The organism is Streptomyces sp. NPDC022910 (assembly GCF_055561075.1).
In genome coordinates, this window is sequence record NZ_JBVHHL010000007.1 from 119,945 (window position 1) to 139,422 (window position 19,478).

Here is a 19,478-nt window from a genome sequence, read left to right on the forward strand (position 1 = left end):
CTCCGTCTGGCGGCACTTAGCTGATGGACCGTCAGATTTTTGCTTGTCCAGCAGGTTAGTCCCGCACCCCTGGACCGACAAGGCGGCGAGCCCTACGCTCTGCCACTATCTGACTGACTGTCAGTTAAGGGGCCCGCCATGAACGACACCGCGCACGCGCTCAGCACGTCCCGGACGCTCTGGGAGCTTCTCGCCCGGCGAGCCGCCCTCACCCCCGACCGGCCCGTCCTGCTCCAGGACGACCGTTTTCTGAGCTTCGGCGAGCTGCGCGAGAGGGCCGAGCGGGTGGCCGCCGGGCTGTACGGCATGGGCGTACGCCCCGGCACGGTCGTCGCCTGGCAACTGCCCACCCGTATCGAGACGGCCCTGCTGTCCTTCGCGCTGACGCGCCTGGGCGCCGTGCAGACGCCGATCATCCCCTTCTACCGCGATCGCGAGGTGGGCTTCGCGCTGCGCGAGTCGAAGGCGGAGTTCTTCGCGGTGCCGGGCACGTGGCGAGGCTTCGACCACGCTGCGATGGCGCGGCGGCTCGGCGCCAAAGGGGTCTTCGAGGCGTACGACGGTGCCGGGCTCCCCGACGGCGACCCCTCCGTCCTGGCTCCTGCCTCGCACACGCGCTGCGCCTCACGCAGGACGACGTGGGCTCGATGGCCTTCCCCTACGCCCATATCGCCGGGCCCGACTACACGGTGATGCTTCTGCTGTACGGCTTCCCGGCGGTGATGTTCGAGCAGTTCGCCCTGCCGGACGCACTGGAGGGCTACCGCAAGCACGGGGTGACGGTGGCCGGCAGGTCGACCGCCTTCTACTCGATGTTCCTGTCGGAACAGCGCAAACAGCCGGGCGTGAAGGTGATTCCGACCCTTCGGTTGCTGGCGGGAGGCGGGGCGCCCAAGCCTCCCGGGGTCCATCACTCCGTCGTCCGCGAGATGGGCGTGCAGCTCACCCACGGCTACGGCATGACGGAGGTGCCGATGATCACGATGGGCTCGCCGGACGACTCCGCGGAGAACCTGGCGACGACTGAGGGGCGGCCGCCCGAGGGGATGGAGATACGGATCGTGGACGGCGAGGTGCGGCTACGGGGAGAGGCGGTCTGCCGGGGATACCTGGACCCGGCCCAGACGGCGGAGGCGTTCGACGAGGACGGTTTCCTCCGCACGGGCGACCTCGGCCGTCTCACCGCCAGCGGTCACCTGGTGCTGACCGGACGCCTCAAGGACGTCATCATCCGCAAGGGCGAGAACATCTCCGCGCGGGAGATCGAGGACCTGCTGCAAAGGCATCCCGCGGTCCAGGAGGCCGCGGTGATCGGGCTGCCCGACGAGGAGCGCGGCGAGCGGGTCTGCGCCGTGGTCGAACGAGCTCGAGGAGCCGAGGAGTTGACCCTGCCCGCGGTCACCTCGTATCTGCGCGCGGAAGGGCTGTCCGTGCACAAGCTGCCGGAGCAGCTGGAGGTGGTGGACGCCCTTCCGCGGGGCGACACCTTGCGGAAGGTCCTCAAGTACAAGCTGCGCGAGCGCTACTCCGGAACGGTGAAGTAGCGCGCGAACGCGGCCACGATCTCCGTCTCGCCGACCTTGCCGTCGCCGTCCGAGTCCAGCGCCACGGCGGCAGCCCGGGCGATGTCCTCGGCCACGCCGAGGGCCTTCAGGACGCGGCCTGCCTCCTCGACCGTGGCTGCGCCGTCGCGGTCGCCGTCGGCCACGGCGAGCGCCGCGTGCAGGAAGGGGCGGGCGATCTCGGCGAACCGGTCGGGGTTGTCGCGCAGCCGCTTGACCGCGCCGCCCACGAACTCCTCGCGCGTGATGCGCTGATCGCCGTCGCGGTCCGCTATCCCGGCCATGCCCTGCCAGAACGCCTCGCCGCCGGCGTACAGGGCCTGCCCCTGCTCGGAACGGGCCGTGGTGCCGAACTCGATGAGGACCGCCTTGGCCGCGGCACTGAAGTCCTCGCGGTCGATGTAGCCGTTGCCGTCCTGGTCGAAGGTGGCGAACCGGGCGGCGATCCTGCGCTCGTATTCGGTGCTGACCATGTGTTCTCGGGCCGCCTTACGTGACGTCGGGGTGTATCTCGCAGGGAGCGTACGACGCCGGAGGGCTCCAAGGAGACGGAAAACGACGCTTGTACCAAGACCGCAGGAATTCTGGGACAAGAGTGTGGCTGTCCTGCGACTTTCCATGGATCACACCGTGCTTCGACTGTGGCCGGGGCCACATGTCCTGGACGGCGGGAAGTCGTCGGTGCGTAGCGGTCCGCGCGACTACGCGGACAGGGGCCTGGACTCCTCGTCGACGGCCGAGGTGACGTCAGGGTATACGTCGAAAAGGCGGCGCACGCCGAGGGCGGCGAGGACCCGGTTGACATGGGAGCCCTCCACGCCGGTCTGCCCGGGCAGGATCAGTCTGAGCCGGCCCTGGCACGAGCGGATCAGCCGACGGGTGGCGATCAGTACGCCGACGCCGCTGGAGTCGCAGAAGACGACCTCGGAGAGGTCGAGGACGAGCTGGTGACGGCCGTCCGCCACCGCGTCGTGCACCCGCTGGCGCAGCAGCGGCGACGTCACCAGGTCCAGCTCACCTGCCACTTGGAGCACGGCCCACTCGCCGCACTCCGCGAAGGTCACTTCGAGTGTCACCGCCACGCCTCCCGCTCTCCCGCAACCCGACCAGAAACGGAAGCGGTCCCTACGCTTCCTTCAGGCGCGGCTGCCCCGATGCCCCTCCATGAAACACCGAACTTCCGATCGAAAGCGCGTGGTAGATGAGCCAATTCAATCGGTAACGGTCGCATTCGTTCAGGTCTGATCGTCGACCCTCGGGGTAGGTGCCCATCCGAACCACCGGACCGCCCGAGCGCGCCTCTACCACCTGCCGCTCGTCAGGGGGGCGCACATTGCCGCAAAGGGGCGTGCGTTGTCCGACGTGCCGACTACATTCGAGGAGGCAGGGGACGGAGGCTGGACCGGAACAGCGCCGGGCACGACCAGGGGTGAGGGGGCCGCATGGCGAAGAAGGACGCACCACCCCGGTGGGACCGCAGGATGCAGCAGCGGCTCGCCCGGGGTGAGGCGGCCGCGCTCGGTGAGTGCTACGACCGGTACGCCTCGCTCGTGCACGGCCTCGCCCACCGCGTACTCGGAGACGAAGAGGCGGCCGACGGCATCACCCGTGAGGTGTTCGTCCACGTCTGGGAGAACCCCGAGTCGTACGACCCGAAGCAGGGACCCCTGCGGTCCTGGGTCGCCATGCTGACCCACCGGCTCGCTGTGCAGCGGCTGCGCGCCACCGAGACCGCCGCGCTCGCCAGGGGCGACCGGGGCACCCCCGAGGACCTGGAGCGGAGGGTGCGGCACGCCTCGGTCGCGGCCCGCGCGGACTACATCGTCACCTCGATGCCGGCGCCGCTGCGCGCCGCACTCGAGCGGGCCTACTTCCAGCGCCGGGACTACCGCCAGACCGCCGTCGACCTCGGCATCGCGGAGGACGAGGCCCGCCGCAGGCTCCGCCTCGGCCTCCAGCTGCTGTCCACGGCCCACGAGACGGGCCCTTCGGACACCCCTCCCGGGCCGGGGGCGGCGTGGTGACCGGGGCGGAACACTTCGAGAGGTTCGGGAAGCACGAGGGGCACGGCACGTACGAGAGCCGCGGCGTGGAGGCGCGTACCGGCGGTGATGCCCCAGGAGCCGGCGGCCCGACGCAACGGGACGCCGCCGGGGCGGATGCCTGGGACGGCTCGGCGAAGGGCGCGGGCGCGGCGCGGGAGCACGGGGTGCCGGGGAGCGGGGACGCGCGGGAACCGAAGGAGCCGGGGGTGCCCAGGGGCGGGGACACACTCGGACCGAGGAAGCCAGGACCGCGAGAGCCGGGAGCAGCCGTAAACCGTGACGCGCGTGGACCGCGGGAGGCGGAGGTGCCACAGAACGGCGGCGCGGCCGGACCGCACGGTTCCGGCGCGGGCGGGAACGGCGCCGTGAGCGGAGCGGGCGCCCCGGGCACACGCGGAAAGGACACCGCCAGCGAACCCGGCGACCCAAGCGCAGGCGGGAAGGAAGGCAGCGGCGGACCTGGCGACGGCGGCCACGGCCGGCACGGCAGCACGGGGAAATCTGCCGGCCCCGGCAACGGCGGTAACGGCAGCGCAGACGGACCTGACGACCCTGGCACGCCCGGGAGTGACGACGGGCGACCGCGCGATCCCGGTACTTCTGAAACCGGGGACGAAAGCGGACCGCACGACCCCAGCACGTCCGGAACCGGTGGCTCCGGACGTGCTGCCGACGGGCCGCAGGAGCCCGGTGGCCCCGGGGCCGACCGGGCCGGTGAGGGGGGGTGGGAGCCTCGGATACCGCTGCCGCGCAGTTCCGTCGAGGACACCGGGCTGTCGTTGCCCGATCCGGCACCCCTGCCCGAACAGGCGTCCCCCTCGCTCGTGCTCGGACACCGAGTGCTGAAGTCACTGCTCGGGGCGTGGGCGCTCGCCGCCTGCCCGCCGGACGAGACGGCCGCCGTCGAGGCGCACCTCGGTGGCTGCGGCCCGTGTGCGGACGAGGCACGGCGGCTGCGCGAGGCCGTTGAGCTGCTGCAGCGCCCCGAGAGCCTCGATCTCGACCCGACCCTGCGCACCCGCGTCCTGGAGAGCTGCCTCGACCGGCGCCCGCCGCGCATCCCGGTGCCCGAGTGGGTGGCGCCGTACGACGCGGAGGCCGCGCGCCTCGACGCCCTGCTGCAGGACATCGGGGACGCCGAGTGGCACACCCCGGTGCGCCTGCGCTGGTTCGACGGGACGGGGACTGCGAGCCGCCGTACCACCGTCGCCGGGGTGATCGCCCATCTGCTCTCCGTCGACGGGCTGGTGGCGGTCGCTCTGGGGCTCGACGACCCGCTCGGGGACATGGCCGACGAGGACGGCACGCCCGAGGGCCGCACGGAGGAGTACTGGCGCACGTCGCACTTCCCGCCCACCCGTTCCGTACGCATGCGGTGGCGGGAGCAGAGCCACAACCTGGTGCGCACGCTGTCCTTCACCGGCGTGGACTCCGAGAGGCTCGCGGTGTCGTACGGCACGTTCGGACTGCCGCTGCACGACGCGATGCTGGACCGGGCCTTCGAGTGCTGGGTGCACGCGGAGGACATCGCGAACGCCATCGACTATCCGTACGAGCCGCCGGCCCCGCGTCATCTGAACGGCATGATCGACCTGGGGGCGCGGATGCTCCCCGCGGTGCTGGCGGCGCGGCGGCAGGCCGGGCTGGCCGCGCCCGGCCGCACGCGGCACCTCGTACCGGCGGGCGAGCCCGGACGCACCCTCCGCCTGGAGATCGAGGGGTCGGGCGGCGGCCAGTGGCTGATCGCCCTCGACTCGCCCGGCGCGGTCGCCTCCGCCGAGCACGAGGTGGCACACGTGGCGCTCGACGGGGTGGAGTTCTGCCGGCTGGCCGCGGGCCGTGTGCCGCCTCAGGAGGCGGCCGCGGGGCAGGTCGGCGACCGGGAGGCGATCAGGGACGTGCTGTTCGCGGCCGCGTCGCTGAGCCGGATGTAGGCCGGGGTTCTCAGGCGAAGACCACGGTCCGCCGACCGTTGAGCAGGATCCGGCGCTCGGCGTGCCACTTGACCGCGCGCGCCAGCGCCTGGCACTCCACGTCGCGGCCGATCGCGACCAGTTGGTCGGGGGTCACGTCGTGGCCCACGCGCTCGACCTCCTGCTCGATGATCGGGCCCTCGTCGAGGTCGGCCGTGACGTAGTGCGCGGTGGCTCCGATCAGCTTCACACCGCGCGCGTGCGCCTGGTGGTAGGGCTTGGCGCCCTTGAAGCTCGGCAGGAACGAGTGGTGGATGTTGATGATCCGGCCGCTCAGCTGCTTGCACAGGTCGTCCGAGATCACCTGCATATAGCGGGCCAGGACCACCAGCTCGACGTCCCGCTCGCGCACCAGCTCCAGCAGCCGCTCCTCGGCCTCGGGCTTGGTGTCCTTCGTCACCGCGATGTGGTGGAAGGGAACGTTGTACGAGCCCACCAGCTCGGCGAAGTCCGTGTGGTTGGACACCACGGCTGCGATCTCCACGGGCAGCGCGCCGATCCGGGCGCGGAAGAGCAGGTCGTTCAGGCAGTGCCCGAACCTGCTGACCATGAGGATGACACGCATCTTCTCGTCGGCCCGGTGGATCTGCCACTCCATGTGGAAGGAGTCACCGATCGCCGCGAAGCTCGCCCGCAGCTTGTCCACGGTCACCGGCGCCTGAGCCGAGAAGTGGACCCGCATGAAGAACAGACCCGTGTCGCGGTCGCCGAACTGCTGGCTGTCCTCGATGTTGCAGCCGGTCATGAAGAGGTAGCTGGACACGGCGTGCACGATGCCCTGCTTGTCCGGGCAGGAGAGCGTGAGGACGTACTGTTCGGCAGGAGCCGCGGCTCGGGTGGACTGCTCACTCATGCACGCCAGGGTCTCATGGCCGCGCGCCCGCACGGACCGTCGTTCCGCCACCCGGACGGCGCGACCCGGACCGACTAGGCGGTCCGGGTGAGTATCCGCAGCACCTCGAGCGTCCGCGGCGGCGCGTCCGGGTCCTCGCCGTCGCTCATCGAGAGCCGCACATGGGCGTCGCGCGCCGCCCGCACCGCCTCCGGCCACCCGTGGTGGTTGAGGTACGCGTCCACCGGCGCGTCCGGCCCGACCTGGTGCATGATCCGCAGCACGCGCAGCACGGCGGTGTCGACGAGCGCCGCCTCCTGCGAGTCGCGGAAGATCGTGCCGACGTACTTCTCGGCGGACCAGTTGTCCAGCCAGGTGTCCTCGACCAGGCGGTACACAGCGTCGGTGACGTCGCCGTAGCCCTCGACGCCGGCCAGCCAGACATCCCGCTGGAACACCGGATCGGAGAGCATGTGCAGCGCGGAGCGCACATTGCTGCGCCAGCGCCACCAAGGCATGTCGTTCAGTGGCATGCCGCCCATGGTGGATGAGCGACGGCCGCGACGGGAAGAGTTCTCCGAACCTTGCACGGTCATCGATCGTACGTTCCCCGTGAAATCCGGATCATCGGCCCCCGCAATTCACCACGGGGACACCCTCTGTTGACCACTGGTCACACGCAGGTTAGTGGTGTGAGGGAATCGTGCGGGTCTATGACCGGCAGGCGACGCACCAGTTCTTCCCCTACCCGCCCCCGCATTCCGGGCTCCGTCCGCAGAACAGCGACTCCCCGCGTCAGGACGGCCCTGTTGTCCGCGGCCGCGCTGGTGGCCTGTGCGTCGATTGCCGTGGCCTGCGGTGTCGTCCCCGGTATCACGGGGGGTTCCGGGGACGACACCGTGACCGTCATGACGTGGGCGCCCCAGAACACGTCGGCCACCAACAAGCCGGGCATGCCGGCGTTGGCGCGGGCCTACGCACGCTGGGTCAACGCCCACGGCGGTCTCAACGGACGCAAGCTCAACGTACTCACCTGCAACGACCACAACGACTATGTGAGCGCCGCACAGTGCGCGAGGCTCGCCGTCAAGAAGAAAGCCGTCGCGGTCGTCGGCTCCTACAGCCAGTTCGCGTCCTCCTTCCTCTCCCCGCTGGAGTCGGCGGGCATCCCCTACATCGGCGGCTACGGCCTGACCGACGACGAGTTCAAGAGCGTGCTCTCCTACCCCGTCAACGGCGGCCAGCCCGCGCTGCTGGCCGGACTCGGTGAGGAACTCGGCAAGAACTGCGGGGCCGTCGCGCTGGTACGTCCGGACACCGTCGCCGGCGACCAGCTGCCCGTGCTGCTCGACTCCGGGCTGAAGGCGGCCGACCACGCGCCGGCCGCCGACGTGCGCGCCGCCGAGGACGCCACCGCGTTCGACCCCCAGGCCCAGCAGGCGCTGCAGAAGGCGACCGCGGACCCGCAGAACAAGGGGTGCGTGGTGCCCTCGCTCGACCAGCGCACCGGCACCTTCATGGACTCCTTCCGCCGCCTGAGCAGCGAATACCCGTCGGTGCGCACCGGTTCCGTGCTCGGCAGTGTCGACCAGTCGGTCATCAACCAGTCGGGCGGCGGCTCGAGCCCCTACGAAGGGGCGTACGTCACCAGCTGGTATCCGGAGGCGACCGACCCCCGCTGGGATCCGATGAAGAAGGTCATCCGCGAGGAGGCCTTCGGCGACAACCGGATCGATCCGGCGGACGCGGGCGTGCAGACCACATGGATCGCGTACATGGTCCTGAAGAAGGTCATCGAGTCGCTCGGCGGCGGCGAGGTGTCCGCGAGCACCATCCGCTCGGCCCTCGACGACGGCCTCAAGGTCGACACGGGCGGCCTCACCCCGCCCCTGCGCTGGCGCTTCCAGGACCTGACCGCGGTCGTCGACTACCCGCGCCTGATCAACTCGGACGTGACCCTCCAGGTGGTGCGCGGGGGGCAGCTGGTGGCCGCGCGCAAAGGCTTCGTGAACGTGTCGAAGACGCTGGAGAGCTCGACGACGCAGTAGGACGGCCGGACAAGGCGGCACACGGGGTGTGCCGCTCCCGCGTCGAACGGTTCCGGAGCGGCACACCCCGCCGTGCTCACAGCTGGGTCGGCTGGCGCTGGGTCAGACCGTACTTCTGGGCGATGGTGTTCCACAGCCGGGCGGCCTTCACCTTCTGGCCGCTTGCCGTGCCGCTGGCCTGGTTGCCCGCCGCGGTCTGTCCGGTGGTGCGGGCCTGGCCCTTCCTGCACCCCTTCTTGTTGCCCGAGACCTGGTCGGCCCAGGCGGCGTAGTGGGTGTCGGCGGACGCGGACGCCTTCCACGCGTTGGTGAGCGCGGTGGTCAGCTCACCGTGGCCGGGGAGCTGGTCGACCGCGAGCCCGGACAGCCGCGTGACCAGGTCGCTGCGCTGCTTGGCCGCGTTCCGCAGGTCGGTGGCCGCCTGACCGAGGTTCTGGCAGGCCTTGACCTCGGCGACCGCCTTGATCACCGAGTCGCGGCTGTTGCCGCTGTCGGCGAGGAGCTTGTCGAGCGCGACGGCCTGCTCCTTGGCGGAGTCGGTGGAGCCCGACGCCGAGGCGTCCGCGGCCGGGCCGGTCGCCGAGACGTTCTTGCTGTTGTCGTTCTTGCCGTCGGTGCCGCCACCACTGCTGAGCAGGGCGCCGGCTCCGATGCCGAGGACGGCGATGCCCACTCCGACGGCCGCGATGAGCGGCACACGCGAGCGGCTTCGGCCGCCCCCGTCGCCGGCGCGCCGTCCGGCCGACCGACCCACGGGAGCGCCCGGCGCGCCCGGCGCGTCGAACCGCGGCAGATGTTGGGTGGCATCGGGGCCGCCCGCGTCGTTGCGGAAGAGGTTGTCGAACTCGGCCGGGGTGTGCCGGTCGCCGCCGGGCGTGCCCGGGCCCATCCCGTACGGCGCCGGGCCCGGCTGTCCGGGCACGGGCGGGATGTACTGCGTGGCTTGTGCGTCGGGGCCGGCGGGCGGCAGCGGACCGGCGGCAGGGGAGCCCCCGCCACGGCCGAGGAACCGCGTCGCGTCGTCCGTGGGCGTCTCCGGCGGCAGCGCCCCCGGCCCGACGGGCGGGATGTACTGGGTCGCCGCCTCGTCGGCAGCGGCGGCGACGGGCGGGAGATACTGCGTCGGGTCTCCGCCGGCCGCAGCGGTCACCGGCGGGATGTACTGCGTCGCGCCCTCGTCCGCGGCGGACGGGAGGGGCGCGGGGCCCGCCGCGGGGGGCAGGGGCGCGGAGTGCGTGGCATGCGGCAGGGAGTGTGCGCCCTGCTGAAAGTGCTGCACGCCCTGGGGCGCGACCTGTCCGTCCATGCCGTACGACGGCGCCTGCGCGCCCTCGGGCGGCAGCGGCCCGGCGGATATGGGTGCCTGCGGCGGCAGCGGCTGCCCCGGCTGCTGGGAGGCGGGAGCCCCGCCCCAGGCCGGAGCACCCCACTCCGGTGCGGGCGCCGACCCGGGCTGCTGGGGCGCGTCCCAGTGCTGTGCCGCGTCGCCGCCCCAGCCCTGGCCGGGCGGAGGTGTCCGGGCCGCCTGCCCCGGCCCCCACGGCTGGCCCCAGGTCTGACCGCCCGCCGGGGCGCCATGACCGCCGGAACCGCCCAAGGGAGCCGCACCACCGCCGCCTGCCGGAACCGCGGAACCGTTCGCGCCACCCGTCTGGCCCGGCAGCAGGGGCTCGCCGCCGTCGGAGGGCAGCACGATGCCTTCGCGCGCGGGCCGCGCCGAGGGCTCCTCGCCCTGTCCACTCTGCGTCACCGGGACTCCTACGAATGGGGGACCTTGGGAATCGTCGGCTCACGCTACCGGGTCCCCGCAACCCGGTGCCACGCAGCACAGGGCGTGACCTCGTACCCATGTGACCGCGGTAACAAAACCGTCGCGCGGGACGCTGCTGATGCCCTTCCCGACCCCTTCGCCCGCCGAACACCCCACGTTTTCCGGGGCTTCACGCCGAAGGCGGCACCTCGTAAGGGGGTCCCCCCGAAGGGGCGGAGCACTGCGTGGCCTCCGCCGGAGCCCTACGCCGCTGCCGCCAGATCCAGCCGCGCCCCGAACTCCCGTACCACCGCCTCTTCCCGATACGGCTCCAACCGCTGCTGGAAGTCCTCCAGATATTCGGCGCCGCGATCGGACCGCAGCGTGCCGAGCAGTTGCACGGCCTTCAGACCCGTGTGACAGGCCTGTTCCACCTCGCGCTGCTGCACCTGCGCCGTGGCGAGCAGCACATAACCGATCGCCCGGCGCCGGGCCCGCGACTCTGGGTGCCCGGCAAGGGACTCCTCCGCGCAGCGCGCCGCCGCCTCGGCCTGCCCCAGGTCGCGGTGGCAGTGCGCCAGCTCGTCCGCCAGGTACGCCTGGTCGAAGTGAGCGATCCACGCCGGGTCGTCCCCGGACGCCGCGTCGGCCCCCTCCAGCGCCGTGACCGCGCGCCCCGACGCGATCTGAGCGGCCCGCGCGTCGCCCATCAGAGCGTGTCCCCGTGCCTCGGCGGCGTAGAACATCGCCTCCGCACGCGGTGTCACCCGCCCCCGCGCCCCTTCCTGGGCCGCGCGCGCCAACTGCGCGATCTCACGCGGGTTTCCGAGCTGCGCCGCGAGGTGGCTCATGGAGGCGGCGAGGACATAGCCGCCGTACCCACGGTCGCCCGCCGCCTGAGCGAGCCGCAGTGCCTGGATGTAGTACCGCTGGGCGAGTCCGGGCTGCCCGGTGTCGATGGCCATGTACCCGGCCAGCTCCGTCAAGCGTGCGACGGCAGCAAAGAGTTCGCGCCCCACGGCGTCCCGGTACGAGCCCGCGAGCAGGCCCGACACGACGCTGTTGAGGTAGTGCACGACCACCGGCCGCACATGCCCGCTGCCGAACTGGTGGTCCAGTTCGACCAGCGCCTGGGTCATCGCGCGCACCGCGGCCACGTCCGACCGCCCCACCCGCGGCCCCGCCGAGCGCGCGACCTGCGAATCCGGCGCAGAGATCAGCCAGTCACGGCTCGGCTCGACGAGCGCCGACGCGGCGACCGAGGAACCGGAGAGGAAGTCACGGCGGCCGACGTCGCTGCGCCACAGCTCGCAGACCTGCTCGATGGCGCCGAGCACCGTCGGCGAGAACTGCAGGCCCACGCCCGAGGCGAGGTTCTTGCCGTTGGCCATGCCGATCTCGTCGATCGTGACCGTACGCCCCAGCTTGCGGCCGAGCGCCTCGGCGATGATCGCCGGCGCTCGGCCCCTCGGCTGCTGTCCACGCAGCCAGCGGGCCACCGACGTCTTGTCGTAGCGCAGATCGAGGCCGTGTTCCGCTCCGCACATGTTGACCCGGCGGGCGAGCCCCGCGTTCGAGCAGCCCGCTTCCTGAATGAGCGCCTGCAGCCGTTCGTTCGGCTGCCGCGCGACGAGAGGCCTTGCGGCCATGCGCACCCCCATATCCATGGTTCGGTTCGCCTGGTGGCTGCGGTGCCTGCTCACGCACCGAGTTGACGTGTCTTCAGCGGCCGGGCTCCGGGAACACTTCTTCTGTGCACCGAAGGGATCCGGCCTTGAAGATCGATGCCCAGCAGACATATCTCTAATGCGAGACATGCACGGATTGCCGGGGTAAAGACTGATGCCGTGTCCCCCACGTGGTTACCCAGCCCCCGCTGCCGTTCCTCTTGCGCGCCCCCGCTCGTGCACCCGTGCGCCCCACCCGCACAGGCGATGCTCCTCCCCCGCGCATGTGGGACAAAAAGGGCATGCCCAAAAGGCGTTACCAGCCCGGGTGATGGCACCGGGAGAGGGGGCGTAACCCCCCGTGACCGCTGGAGTTGAGCTCATCGTGGAAGAGACCATCGCGGGCCCTGAAGCTGCCCCCATCCCGAAGCCGCGCGGCGATTCGCTCCTGGAAGCCGCCGTACGTTACGCCGAGGAACGTCACTGGGACGTGTTTCCCGGGACCTGGCTGGAAGCCGTGGACGGGATGCGCCGCTGCTCCTGCGGTCAGCCCGCCTGCTCCGCGCCGGGTGCGCACCCGGCGCGTGAGGACTGGGCGACGCAGGCGACCGGCAGTGCGACCGTCGTGCGCCGCCTGTGGTCCAAGCAGCCGACCGCCTCGATCCTGTTGCCCACCGGGCGCACCTTCGATGCGATCGACGTGCCGGAGACCGCCGGCTTCCTCGCGCTCGCGCGCATGGAGCGCATGGAGCTGACGCTCGGTCCCGTGACCCTGACGCCGGACCGGCGCATGCAGTTCTTCGTGCTTCCGGGCGCGTCGGCGAAGGCCCCCGACCTGATGCGGAATCTGGGTTGGACTCCCTCCTCCCTCGACCTGGTCACTCTGGGCGAGGGTGCGTATGTGGCCGCGCCGCCCACGCGGTACGTGACGCGGGGGGCCGTGCAGTGGGTCTGCCGGCCGACGCCCGCGAACCGATGGCTGCCGGATGCGGAGGAGCTGATCTCGCCGTTGGCGTACGCGTGCGGGCGGGATCGGTAAGCCCTCGCGGTCCGTCCTGCCCGTTAGCCGATGTGCGGCGGCTGCGGTGCGTTCCTGATTGCCCGCGCCCGCGCGGCGAAGCCGCACGATGCCGCCGCCCAGTGCTCCTTGAAGGGGCGCTCCTCCCCCGTAGGGTGCTCCTATGACCGAGGGAGCACGGGCGGGTGTGGCCGCCGTACGGGTGCAGGGGCTCTGGAAGCGGTTCGGGGAGCAGGTCGCCGTCGCCGGGATCGACCTCGATCTGCCTGCCGGGCGGTTCATCGGGCTCGTCGGACCGAACGGGGCCGGAAAGACCACCACCCTGTCCATGGTCACCGGGCTGCTGAGGCCCGACCAGGGCACCGTCGAGGTCGTCGGGCACGACGTGTGGCGCGACCCGGTCGAGGTGAAGGGCCGCATCGGCGTCCTGCCCGAAGGACTACGGCTCTTCGAACGCCTCTCCGGGCGCGAACTCCTCGCCTACACGGGCAGATTGCGCGGGCTCCCCGGCGCCGAGGTCGACAAGCGGGCCACCCAGCTCCTCGACGTCCTCGATCTGGCCGGGGCCCAGCACAAGCTCGTCGTCGACTACTCGACCGGCATGCGCAAGAAGATCGGGCTGGCCGCCGCCCTTCTCCACAACCCCGAAATCCTCTTTCTCGACGAGCCGTTCGAGGGCGTCGACCCGGTCTCCGCGCAGACCATCCGCGGCGTCCTGGAGCGGTACACCGCCTCCGGCGCCACCGTCGTCTTCTCCTCCCACGTCATGGAGCTGGTCGAGTCGCTGTGCGACTGGGTGGCGGTCATGGCCGCGGGACGCATCCGCGCGCACGGGCCGCTCGCCGAGGTACGCGGCGCCGCGCCCACCCTGCAGCAGGCGTTCCTGGAACTGGTCGGCGCGCGCGCCCGCACCGCGGGCACCGACCTCAACTGGCTCGGCGGCGGCGCCCGATGAACGCCGTGGGCCTCACCCCCACCGTCGTACGGCTCAAGCTGTCCCTGCTGCGCAACGGGCTGCGGCAGTCCGCCGGCCGACGGGCCGCGTACCTCACGTCCGTCGTCTTCGTCCTCCTGATCGCCGCCCTGCAACTGCTCGGCCTGATCGCCCTGCGCGGCACCGCGCACGCCGCCACCATCGCGGTTCTGCTCGTCGAGATCCTGGCGCTCGGCTGGGCGGTGATGCCGCTGTTCTTCCCCAGCGGCGACGAGACGCTCGACCCGAGCCGCCTGGTGATGCTGCCGCTGCGCCCGGGGCCCCTGGTCCGGGCCCTGCTGGCGGCATCCATGGTCGGCATCGGCCCCCTCTTCACGCTCTGCCTGTTGACCGGTTCGGTGATCTCCCTGGCGCACGGGGCGGCCGCGTACGGCACCGCCGTCGTCGCCGTCGTCCTCACGCTGCTGGTCTGCGTGGCGCTCGCACGGGCCGTCGCCGTCGCCAACATCCGGCTGCTGACCAGCCGCAAGGGCCGGGACCTGGCCGTCCTGAGCGGACTCGTCGTGGCCGTCGGGGCGCAGCTCGTCAACTTCGGTGCGCAGCGCCTGGGGTCGGCCGGACTGTCCCCGCTCGACCCGGCGGGGGACGTGCTGCGCTGGGTCCCGCCCGCCTCCGCGATCGGGGCCGTGGACTCCGTCAGCCGCGGTTCGTACGGTGCCGCCGTCGCCCAACTCGCGCTGAGCGCAGCCGCGTCGGCGGGACTGCTGACCCTGTGGTCGCGCAGCCTGACGAAACTGATGACCTCGCCGGACCAGTCCACGCTCCAGGCCGCCGAACCGGGTCCCCGGGAGCGCACCTCGACGGGCCTGTCCCGGCTGCTGCCCGCGGGTCGCACCGGCACCGTGATGGAGCGCAGTCTGCGCTATGTCTGGCGTGATCCCAAGACCAAGGCGGCATGGGTGACCTCGCTCGCGATCGGTCTGATCGTCCCGGCCTTCAACGCCCTCCAGGGCACCGGCTCCATCTATTTCGCCTGCTTCGCGGCCGGGATGCTCGGCATCCAGATGTACAACCAGTTCGGACAGGACACGTCCGCGTTCTGGATGGTCGCGATGACGATCTCCTCCCCCCGGGACGCCTACGCCGAACTGCGCGGCCGGGCACTGGCACTGTTGCTGATCACGCTGCCGTACGCCACCGTCGTCACGGTCGTGACGACCGCGCTCCTCGGCGCCTGGCCGAAGCTGCCCGAGGTGCTCGGGCTGTCCTTCGCGCTGCTCGGCGCGATGCTGGCCACCGGCGCCTGGTCCTCGGCCCGCTTCCCCTACTCCATCCCGCAGGAGGGCTACAAGAACGTGGTCCCCGGGCAGGCCGGGCTCGCCTGGATCTCCATCCTCGGCGGCATGGTCTCGGCCGCCCTGCTGACCGCTCCCGTGATCGCGGCGACCATCTGGCTGAACGTCGCCTCGGGCGGCGACGAGTGGACCTGGCTGCTGCTGCCGGCGGGCGCCGCCTACGGCGCGCTGATCACGCTGCTCGGCCTGCGCCTCGCCGCACCGCGCACGGCCGGACGGCTGCCGGAGATCCTGGCGGCGGTCAGCAAGGGCTAGAGAGCCGGATGGGGCGCACATCCGGGGTGCAACGATTCCTCCAATCTTTTGGGAAGCAGACGTGCGCTGCGTCACGTTCGAGTTGAATGATTGCGAGTGAGCGGACGAACGCGCCGTACGTGCGACGGAGCAGCCTGCAGGGGGTTCAGGTGAGTGCTTCCCGGCGTAGTGGGACCACGGACGAACTGGGGCCGGGCGAGCCCGAACGGGACGGTTCTGATCTTCTCGCCGCGCTCCTCGACGGCATGGACGCGGCCCTGTGCGCCTTCGACGCCTCCGGAGTCGTGACCCACTGGAACAGGGAGGCCGAGCGGATTCTCGGGTGGTCCGCGGCCGAAGCGGTGGGCCGCCGCGGATTCGCCGGGTGGGCCGTGCGGACCGCCGACGCCGCCGAGGTCCAGGGGCGGCTGATGTCCGCGATGGACGCCCTCGGCCGTCAGGTGCACGAGTTCGCGCTTCTCACCAAGGAGGGCGGGCGGGTGCTCGTCCGGACCCAGTCCGCGGCGGTGCGGGGACCCGACGGGAAGCCCGCCGGGGTCTACTGCGCCTTCAGCGAGGTCCACGCGCAGATCGATCTGGAGCGGTCCATCGCGCTGAGCGAGGCCCTGTTCGAGGACGCGAGCTGGGGTGTCGTGCTCGTGGACGCGGACCTGCGGCCCGCCGTCGTCAACGCCCACGCGGCCCGTGCCCTGGGCATCGGGCGCACGGCCGTGCTCGGGCGGCCCCTCGGAGACCTGCTCTCCCAAGGTGTCGAGGAGCTGGAGAGCGCGCTGACCCATGTGCTCGCCGAGGGCGCCCCGCCCGCTCCCGCCGAGATGTGGGTGAGCGTACGGACGGCCGAGGGCGAGAAGCGGCGGTGCTGGCGCAGCGGGTTCCTGCGACTGTCCTCACCCCTTGCGGAAGAACCGGTTCCGCTGGGCGTGGGGTGGCTGTTCCAGGACGTCACCGAGACCAAGCAGACCGAACAGGAGGCGGCACTGCTGCGCTTCCGCTCCAACCAACTGCACCGCGCCGCACGGGCCGCGGCCGAATGCGAGGACCCCGGGGAGGCGGCCACCGTCCATCTGGACTTCGCGCTCGCCGGATTCGCCGATCACGCGCTGATCGACCGGGTGATGGGCGGTTCGGTGGTGGCGGACGGGGAGGGCCCGGTACGGCTGGTACGGGCCGTCGAGACGCCGTCCGGCACGCCCGGGCCGAGCGTGCTCACCGGGAAGGCGGGGCTGCCCGTGCGGTACGGCGAGAGGCATCCGGCCCTGCAGTGCGTGGCGCGCGCCGGATCCGTACGGGCCGGCGCGGGGAATGTCGACCCGGAACAGGCACGCGAGTGGGCGCTCGCCCGGCAGTGGCCCGCGGACGCGGTGCACGCACTGTGTACGGTGCTGCGCAGCCGCGGCCGGACCCTGGGCGTGGTGACGTTCCTGCGCGGGGCGGGGCGCAGCCGGTTCGAACGCTCCGACGCGCAGTACGGCGAGGACGTCGCCGCACGGATCGCCGCCGCGCTCGACCTGGCCGACATGTCGGGGGCGGCTGCGGAGGTGTAGGCGCCGGGCGTGGGCCCGAGCGACACGACGCGCATGACCGGTATGGACGATATGACCGGGTACGACAGCGGCGCGACTGCCGCCTCCGTGGGCGACTACGCCTGTCGGTAGAAGATCCGGTCGCCGTACTCCCGCATCACCCGGCCGTTCCACTCGTGGCCGCCGTCGACATTCCCCGACCTCAGCAGGGGCGGTTCGATGCCGCGGTCCGCGAGGGCGCCCGCGGCCGTCGCCATGACCGCCTGGAGCAGCGCCGCGGTGACGACCGTCGAGGCCGGGGCGAACGGGGCGGGGACGGTGTCGACGCTGAGCACCGCGTCGCCCACCGCGATCTTCGAGTCGAGGACGATGTCGCAGTGGTCCTTGAGGTACGTGCCGGAGGCGTGCCGCGACTTCGTCTCCGAGGCGTATGCCACCGAGGTCACCCCGATGACCTTGACGCCGAGCGCACGGGCGTTCATCGCCATCTCGACGGGGAGCGCGTTGCGGCCCGACAGGGAGACGATCACCAGCAGGTCGCCGGCCCGGAGGGGGCTGGAGTCGAGGACCGCGCCCGCCAGCCCCTCGACCCGCTCCAACGCGGAGCCCAGGGTCGCCGGCATGACGTCGACGCCGACCACGCCGGGAACCGCGAGCAGATTCATCAGGGCGAGGCCGCCCGCGCGGTACACCAGGTCCTGCGCGGCCAGCGAGGAGTGCCCGGCGCCGAACGCGAACAGCCGGCCGCCGGACGCGACGGTGTCCGCGATCAGGGTGCCCGCGGCAGCGATCGGCTCCGCGTCCTCGTCCCGCACCCGCTGCAGCAGCCCGATCGCCGCGTCGAAGAACCGCCCGGCCAGCTCACTCCCGCCCCGCGGCTTCCCCCCACTCGGCTCCCCGCTCATCGGCGACGCCCCTTCGAAGTCTCGGTGTCGTTCCCCGCGGACGGCGACCACAGCCCACCGACCACGCACCGGCGCCCGTGACGGCCCGTGTCGCGGATCACGTTGCGGTCTGGACCAGTGGGATGTCAATACGGCCAGGCCGTTGCGGGCCGAGCGGCCGCCCCCGGGGACGGGCCGGCATCCGTGGCCCCCGGTTTCGTCGCCGCTCCACGGTTGTCAGTGGCATGCGTCAGAATTGAGTCCAGGGCCAGCGCACACGCCGGTGAGCCTCCGGCAGATCTCATCAAGGGGCACGAATGTCCGGACTGATCGACACCACGGAGATGTATCTCCGCACCATCCTCGAGCTGGAAGAGGAAGGCGTGGTCCCCATGCGCGCCCGGATCGCCGAGCGGCTCGACCAGAGCGGCCCGACGGTCAGCCAGACGGTGGCGCGCATGGAGCGCGACGGGCTGGTGTCGGTCGCCGCGGACCGTCACCTCGAGCTCACGGGCGAGGGCCGCCGCCTCGCCACCCGCGTGATGCGCAAGCACCGTCTCGCCGAATGTCTGCTGGTCGACGTGATCGGCCTCGAGTGGGAGCAGGTGCACGCCGAGGCGTGTCGCTGGGAGCACGTGATGAGTGAGGCGGTCGAGCGCCGCGTCCTGGAGTTGCTGCGTCACCCCACCGAGTCTCCGTACGGAAACCCGATCCCGGGCCTTGAAGAGCTGGGCGAGAAGGACGGCGCCGACCCGTTCCTGGACGAGGGCATGGTGTCGCTGGCCGACCTGGACCCGGGCTCGGACGGCAAGACCGTCGTCGTGCGACGCATCGGCGAGCCCATCCAGACGGATGCGCAGCTGATGTACACGCTGCGGCGGGCGGGCGTGCAGCCCGGCTCGGTGGTCAGCGTGACGGAGTCCGCGGGCGGGGTCCTGGTCGGCAGCGGCGGCGAGGCGGCCGAGCTGGAGTCGGACGTCGCGTCCCACGTCTTCGTAGCCAAGCGCTAGGCCCCCGAAGATCCACAAGGCACCGTCGGGACACTCCGGTGCCCGTCAACTCACGTGATCCCAGAGGCTGTTGTGACGCTTCCGCGTTCCGGCTGAATTCAAGATTCAGTGTGCGGAATCGCAGCGTTCGGGCCGTTCGCATGCGAGGCTGTCGCATGAGGCATATGACCGGTGGGCGCCTGGGCGGAGGGTGACAGCGCTGTCGCCTGATCAGGGAGGGGGCGGGAGGATGTGCCGTAGTCATGGGAAGGGCCCCGGCGCCCTGAGGCGCCGGGGCCTGTCCTCCCCTGTTTCGACCCGGAGCCCCGAGCTCTCAGGGTCGTCCCCCTCGGACCGTTTTTCCCCGAGCGGTCCGCCTCCCGCTGAAGATCTCCCCGCGGATGCGGCTGCCAATCCTCGAGGGAGGTCACTCGAAGGAGGGGTGTTGCCTCCAGAATCGGCATTTTCGAATAGTCATTCGATAGCGTGGGGGTGACGGTCCCACCGGACCGTGCGCTGTACCAACGAGCGCGTCCCGTGACAGAACGAGCAGCAGACACCACCGCAAGCGCGACACCGGGCGGCAGCGGTGATCAGCGAACCAGCAGGACCAGCAGTACGACAGCGGCAGTACGACGAGCGC

The 19,478-nt window shown here is 71.6% G+C and carries 15 protein-coding genes and 1 pseudogene; 9 read left to right on the plus strand and 7 right to left on the minus strand.

What is annotated here, in order from left to right:
* The first annotated feature begins 138 nt into the window (after positions 1-138).
* Positions 139-1,544: pseudogene (locus tag ACZ3TS_RS09560) on the plus strand (class I adenylate-forming enzyme family protein).
* Here ACZ3TS_RS09560 and ACZ3TS_RS09565 read toward each other — a convergent pair.
* Complete coding sequence (locus ACZ3TS_RS09565; protein WP_467615428.1) at positions 1,523-2,035, minus strand: EF-hand domain-containing protein; 513 nt, start codon at positions 2,033-2,035, stop codon at positions 1,523-1,525. The pseudogene ACZ3TS_RS09560 and the gene ACZ3TS_RS09565 overlap by 22 nt on opposite strands.
* Positions 2,036-2,263: 228 nt before the next feature.
* On the minus strand, positions 2,264-2,644 hold the full coding sequence (locus ACZ3TS_RS09570; RefSeq protein ID WP_467615431.1) for an STAS domain-containing protein: 381 nt from the start codon (positions 2,642-2,644) through the stop codon (positions 2,264-2,266).
* A 360-nt stretch (positions 2,645-3,004) separates the two neighbouring features.
* On the opposite strand from ACZ3TS_RS09570, the gene ACZ3TS_RS09575 reads away from it, so the two are divergent.
* Together ACZ3TS_RS09575 and ACZ3TS_RS09580 are read left to right on the plus strand one after the other, a co-directional pair.
* The gene (locus ACZ3TS_RS09575; RefSeq protein WP_467615433.1) at positions 3,005-3,586 is read left to right on the plus strand and encodes a sigma-70 family RNA polymerase sigma factor; all 582 of its coding nucleotides are present in this window, start codon (positions 3,005-3,007) and stop codon (positions 3,584-3,586) included.
* Positions 3,587-3,972: 386 nt separating this feature from the next.
* On the plus strand, positions 3,973-5,541 hold the full coding sequence (locus ACZ3TS_RS09580) for a maleylpyruvate isomerase N-terminal domain-containing protein (RefSeq protein ID WP_467615718.1): 1,569 nt from the start codon (positions 3,973-3,975) through the stop codon (positions 5,539-5,541).
* Positions 5,542-5,551: 10 nt separating this feature from the next.
* On the opposite strand, the gene purU is transcribed toward ACZ3TS_RS09580, so the two are convergent.
* Both purU and ACZ3TS_RS09590 read right to left on the minus strand, forming a co-directional pair.
* Positions 5,552-6,433: a formyltetrahydrofolate deformylase gene (gene purU, locus ACZ3TS_RS09585; RefSeq protein ID WP_467615436.1), complete on the minus strand. Its 882-nt coding sequence runs from the start codon at positions 6,431-6,433 to the stop codon at positions 5,552-5,554.
* Positions 6,434-6,507: 74 nt separating this feature from the next.
* A complete protein-coding gene (locus ACZ3TS_RS09590) occupies positions 6,508-7,008 on the minus strand; it encodes an SCO4402 family protein (protein ID WP_467615439.1) in 501 nt (166 codons plus the stop codon).
* 117 nt (positions 7,009-7,125) lie between these two features.
* Here ACZ3TS_RS09590 and ACZ3TS_RS09595 point away from each other — a divergent pair, with 117 nt between their 5' ends.
* Positions 7,126-8,460 carry an ABC transporter substrate-binding protein gene (locus ACZ3TS_RS09595; RefSeq protein ID WP_467615442.1) on the plus strand — a complete coding sequence of 445 codons (1,335 nt, stop codon included), beginning with the start codon at positions 7,126-7,128 and terminating at the stop codon, positions 8,458-8,460.
* 76 nt (positions 8,461-8,536) lie between these two features.
* On the opposite strand, the gene ACZ3TS_RS09600 is transcribed toward ACZ3TS_RS09595, so the two are convergent.
* Entirely contained in the window at positions 8,537-10,210 is a 1,674-nt protein-coding gene (locus ACZ3TS_RS09600; RefSeq protein WP_467615445.1) for a hypothetical protein, read from the minus strand.
* Between the two features lie 263 nt (positions 10,211-10,473).
* Positions 10,474-11,859: a transcriptional regulator gene (locus tag ACZ3TS_RS09605; protein WP_467615448.1), complete on the minus strand. Its 1,386-nt coding sequence runs from the start codon at positions 11,857-11,859 to the stop codon at positions 10,474-10,476.
* Between the two features lie 403 nt (positions 11,860-12,262).
* Here ACZ3TS_RS09605 and ACZ3TS_RS09610 point away from each other — a divergent pair, with 403 nt between their 5' ends.
* The 4 genes from ACZ3TS_RS09610 to ACZ3TS_RS09625 all read left to right on the plus strand — a co-directional run bounded on the left by ACZ3TS_RS09610 (position 12,263) and on the right by ACZ3TS_RS09625 (position 16,983).
* Positions 12,263-12,916, plus strand: a complete 654-nt coding sequence (locus ACZ3TS_RS09610; protein WP_467615720.1) for a bifunctional DNA primase/polymerase — start codon at positions 12,263-12,265, stop codon at positions 12,914-12,916.
* 142 nt (positions 12,917-13,058) lie between these two features.
* Positions 13,059-13,850 carry an ABC transporter ATP-binding protein gene (locus ACZ3TS_RS09615; protein ID WP_467615450.1) on the plus strand — a complete coding sequence of 264 codons (792 nt, stop codon included), beginning with the start codon at positions 13,059-13,061 and terminating at the stop codon, positions 13,848-13,850.
* Positions 13,847-15,439 (plus strand): transporter, encoded by a 1,593-nt coding sequence (locus ACZ3TS_RS09620; protein ID WP_467615453.1) that lies wholly within the window; start codon positions 13,847-13,849, stop codon positions 15,437-15,439. The genes ACZ3TS_RS09615 and ACZ3TS_RS09620 overlap by 4 nt, the downstream gene beginning before the upstream one ends.
* A gap of 149 nt (positions 15,440-15,588) precedes the next feature.
* Positions 15,589-16,983 (plus strand): PAS domain-containing protein, encoded by a 1,395-nt coding sequence (locus tag ACZ3TS_RS09625; RefSeq protein ID WP_467615455.1) that lies wholly within the window; start codon positions 15,589-15,591, stop codon positions 16,981-16,983.
* 95 nt (positions 16,984-17,078) lie between these two features.
* Here the strand turns inward: ACZ3TS_RS09625 and ACZ3TS_RS09630 are convergent, their stop codons facing one another.
* The gene (locus ACZ3TS_RS09630; protein ID WP_467615458.1) at positions 17,079-17,867 is read right to left on the minus strand and encodes an SIS domain-containing protein; all 789 of its coding nucleotides are present in this window, start codon (positions 17,865-17,867) and stop codon (positions 17,079-17,081) included.
* Positions 17,868-18,163: 296 nt separating this feature from the next.
* Between ACZ3TS_RS09630 and ACZ3TS_RS09635 the strand changes: the two genes are divergently transcribed.
* Entirely contained in the window at positions 18,164-18,856 is a 693-nt protein-coding gene (locus tag ACZ3TS_RS09635) for a metal-dependent transcriptional regulator (protein ID WP_467615461.1), read from the plus strand.
* Positions 18,857-19,478 lie beyond the last annotated feature (622 nt).

Bases quoted from the DNA above. Each gene is read 5' to 3' on its own strand.
- ACZ3TS_RS09595 (WP_467615442.1), top strand. From the start codon at position 7,126: ATGACCGGCAGGCGACGCACCAGTTCTTCCCCTACCCGCCCCCGCATT.
- ACZ3TS_RS09590 (WP_467615439.1), bottom strand. From the start codon at position 7,008: ATGACCGTGCAAGGTTCGGAGAACTCTTCCCGTCGCGGCCGTCGCTCA.
- ACZ3TS_RS09630 (WP_467615458.1), bottom strand. From the start codon at position 17,867: ATGAGCGGGGAGCCGAGTGGGGGGAAGCCGCGGGGCGGGAGTGAGCTG.
- purU (WP_467615436.1), bottom strand. From the start codon at position 6,433: ATGAGTGAGCAGTCCACCCGAGCCGCGGCTCCTGCCGAACAGTACGTC.
- ACZ3TS_RS09605 (WP_467615448.1), bottom strand. From the start codon at position 11,859: ATGGCCGCAAGGCCTCTCGTCGCGCGGCAGCCGAACGAACGGCTGCAG.
- ACZ3TS_RS09635 (WP_467615461.1), top strand. From the start codon at position 18,164: ATGTCCGGACTGATCGACACCACGGAGATGTATCTCCGCACCATCCTC.
- ACZ3TS_RS09615 (WP_467615450.1), top strand. From the start codon at position 13,059: ATGACCGAGGGAGCACGGGCGGGTGTGGCCGCCGTACGGGTGCAGGGG.
- ACZ3TS_RS09575 (WP_467615433.1), top strand. From the start codon at position 3,005: ATGGCGAAGAAGGACGCACCACCCCGGTGGGACCGCAGGATGCAGCAG.
- ACZ3TS_RS09620 (WP_467615453.1), top strand. From the start codon at position 13,847: ATGAACGCCGTGGGCCTCACCCCCACCGTCGTACGGCTCAAGCTGTCC.
- ACZ3TS_RS09565 (WP_467615428.1), bottom strand. From the start codon at position 2,035: ATGGTCAGCACCGAATACGAGCGCAGGATCGCCGCCCGGTTCGCCACC.